Annotated in this window: 1 pseudogene; it reads right to left on the bottom strand. The window is 44.0% G+C overall.

The window, feature by feature from the left end:
* Positions 1-336 (bottom strand): annotated as a pseudogene (locus ACFSTE_RS21150) (gliding motility-associated C-terminal domain-containing protein); the annotation flags it as partial.

Below are 336 nucleotides of genomic sequence, written 5' to 3'. Positions count from 1 at the left end.
TCGGTATCTATATAATCTGCACTACCATCCATATCTGTGTCTATGGCAACTAATGCTGTTCCACCATCATCAGGGTCATAGCTATCATCAATACCATCGCCATCGGTATCCGTACCACTTGGGGCAACATAACCAACCGTTGGTTGTCCTTCTATATTATCTACAATACCATCACCATCACTATCAATATCCTGATAATCCAGACCTCCTGTACCATCGGTATTGGGTAACGGTAGCATCGTTCCGCCATCTCCTGTACCTGCAACCGTATTATCATCTGTATCAACACTATCTGCAAATCCATCGCCATCAACATCAACCATAGAGGTTGGATCC

The organism is Aquimarina hainanensis, from assembly GCF_042684685.1.
GTDB lineage: Bacteria > Bacteroidota > Bacteroidia > Flavobacteriales > Flavobacteriaceae > Aquimarina > Aquimarina hainanensis.
Note: the sequence above shows the minus strand (reverse complement) of the source record. Positions and strands in the feature narration are given on the sequence as shown.